Annotated in this window: 2 protein-coding genes; both read left to right on the top strand. The window is 46.7% G+C overall.

Annotated elements, in window-relative coordinates; all coding sequences use genetic code 11:
- Positions 1-207, top strand: a 207-nt coding sequence (locus A3IE_RS21510) for a hypothetical protein (RefSeq protein WP_033407709.1), incomplete at its 5' end; no start/stop codon positions are given.
- A 318-nt stretch (positions 208-525) separates the two neighbouring features.
- Positions 526-2,576, top strand: a 2,051-nt coding sequence (locus A3IE_RS21505) for a GEVED domain-containing protein (protein ID WP_033407707.1), incomplete at its 3' end; no start/stop codon positions are given.

Below are 2,576 nucleotides of genomic sequence, written 5' to 3'. Positions count from 1 at the left end.
AATGGTACCTTAAACACCCTCGTGATTCATGATCGCGTCCCAGAGTTTACCGACTTAGTGACCGGTAGTTTGCAATGTAACGATACCCCGCCTGAGTTAACTGCCTGCACCCCAAGCGTGACTGGGACTACCTTACAGTGGGACTTCACAGGCACACTGCCTGCTGGGCAATTGGGAGAGGTCGAATACCAAGTGAAGGTTCAATAAGCGAACAGCTTTCTCACAGGTAAGCACATAGGAAGCTAAGCGGATGGCTGGTAATACCGCCACCTTAAACTGTCAAGGATCGATCGTATTCACTCCTAAAATAACGTGCTTATACCAAGCGTATAAGCACATTTTTAAACCTCATTCACCGTGGCGTCATTGTTAACAAGAAAGAATTAGCTTTAGTAATTTAGTCTTTGCTACCAAGCAAGCATAAAAATTATTTAGGATAGCGATTATGCTCATTATTTACGCACTATCGACTAACCCCGTTGTTATTTTCGTATTGATCCATGACTTCCACTCGAGGGCATTAATATGAGCCTATTAACGCCCCATGCGCCGCATAAACTCAGGCAAATCATGCGCCATGGTGTGTTCTATCTGTTGTTGCTGTTAAATATCGCTGCTTCTACCGCTTGGGCTGCGGATTATGGTGATGCACCTTCTACCATGGCAAGCATTGACTCGAATCTAAGCACTACTTATGGTGATGCTTGGCATACCATTAGCGGTACTATACGTTTAGGTGCCAACATTGATAATGAAGCCGGCTCACAATCTACCGGTTTACTGGCGAACGGTGACGGAGCGGATGATGATGGTGTGGCTTTCCCCCTGTTGGGCGGTAATCGTGTTTTATTTGCGGCACAATCCACTAACTTAACCATCACAACCGGTTCTAATGGTTATTTGAATGCGTGGATTGACTGGAATCAGGATGGTGATTGGAATGACGCTGGTGAGCAGGTAGCAACCAATGTCGCGATGACAACTGGCAGCAATACCTTAAGCGTCACCGCCAACGACTCTGTACCCCATGGCGTTAGCTATGCTCGTTTCCGCTTTACGAGCTATTCAGTCGCTAGCCCCTCACCCTTAGGGGCAGCGACTGATGGCGAAGTGGAAGATTATCGCTTTAATTTACTGTTGGCTAAGCCGCTAGGGGCTTGTTTAGGAATTGGCAACAGTGGTTTTGAACAGCCTGGTGGTTTTACCAGCTTTTATAAACCTACTGAAAATTTAGTGCCTTATTGGAGTACAGTTCCTAACAATCCTGCGGATGGAAACAGTTTTATTACCCACAATAATATTGAATTATGGGAAACAGGTTTTTATAACATCCCATCTTATGAGGGCAGGTATTTTGCCGAACTTAATGCCGATGTGGCTGGAACTCTATACCAAGATACGGAAACCTCACCAGGAACTTTACTTTACTGGAGCTTCGCCCACCGAGGACGTTATACCAATGACACCATTAACCTAAAAATAGGTTCTCCAGGGTCAGAGGTATTAATTGGCAACTTCACCACAGGAGCCAGCGCTTGGAAGGTTTATTCGGGCACTTATACAGTGCCCGCTGGGCAGCATATTACACGCTTCGCCTTCCAAGCAGCTAATGGAGTTTCCTACGGCAATTTCTTAGATAGCATTGATTTTAAAACTGAATGCCCCGATTGGTCAGATGCTCCCGCTAGCTATGGTGATGTCTCCCACCAACAAGTATTGGGCATGAAATTGGGAACTAGCTTCACCACTGATGCAGGTGCTTACCATGATGCCGACGCCAATGCTGATCCAAGCGACGATGGTGTCACCTTCTCATCGATGGCCTTAGGTCAAACCGCTACTATTAATGTGGCAGTCTCTAATAGCACCGGTTTTTTACAAGCTTGGGCTGACTTAAATAATAATGGTACTTTTGATACGGGAGAACAGATAGCGGCTAACGCTCGCGATGGCAGCAGCCTTGATAAGGATAATGTTGTTAATGGCATTATTAGATTGAATGTCCCCATTCCTCTTACTTACCCGAGTGATTACCTATTTACTCGCTTTCGCTGGGCATCTGCGTCTAATCTCGGCGCTAGTGGCAGTGCGACTGATGGCGAGGTAGAAGACTATAAAACTACCATTATTCGTACCGATTTTGGGGATGCGCCGAGTTCTTATGGTAGTGCAGTGCATAGCATCACATCCAATCTCTATTTAGGATCAAATAATTTAGATGCGGAAGCCGTTGCTGCAACGCCTCTCAATGGCAGCGGCGATAATGTCTCAGGCTCAAATGATGAAGACGGTATAGTACAATTACCCAGCTTAACTACCTTATCAACTTCGGCCTATATCACGGTCAACGTGACCAATACCACGGGTCAGAAAGCATGGCTCGTGGGCTGGATTGACTTGAACGGCAATGGGGTGTTCGATCCTAGTGAAGCGCAAACGCTCCCCATTCCTACAGGCGCTAGCAATAAACAAGTGGGACTCAACTGGTCAGGTTTAACCGGACTATCGGTGGGCACGACCTATCTGCGCCTACGCCTCACCACGGATACCAGCATTGCCACCGGTAGCGCCAGCAC

The sequence above is a fragment of the Thiolinea disciformis DSM 14473 genome (genome assembly GCF_000371925.1).
GTDB lineage: Bacteria > Pseudomonadota > Gammaproteobacteria > Thiotrichales > Thiotrichaceae > Thiolinea > Thiolinea disciformis.
This window is presented reverse-complemented; position numbering and strand designations above follow the sequence as displayed.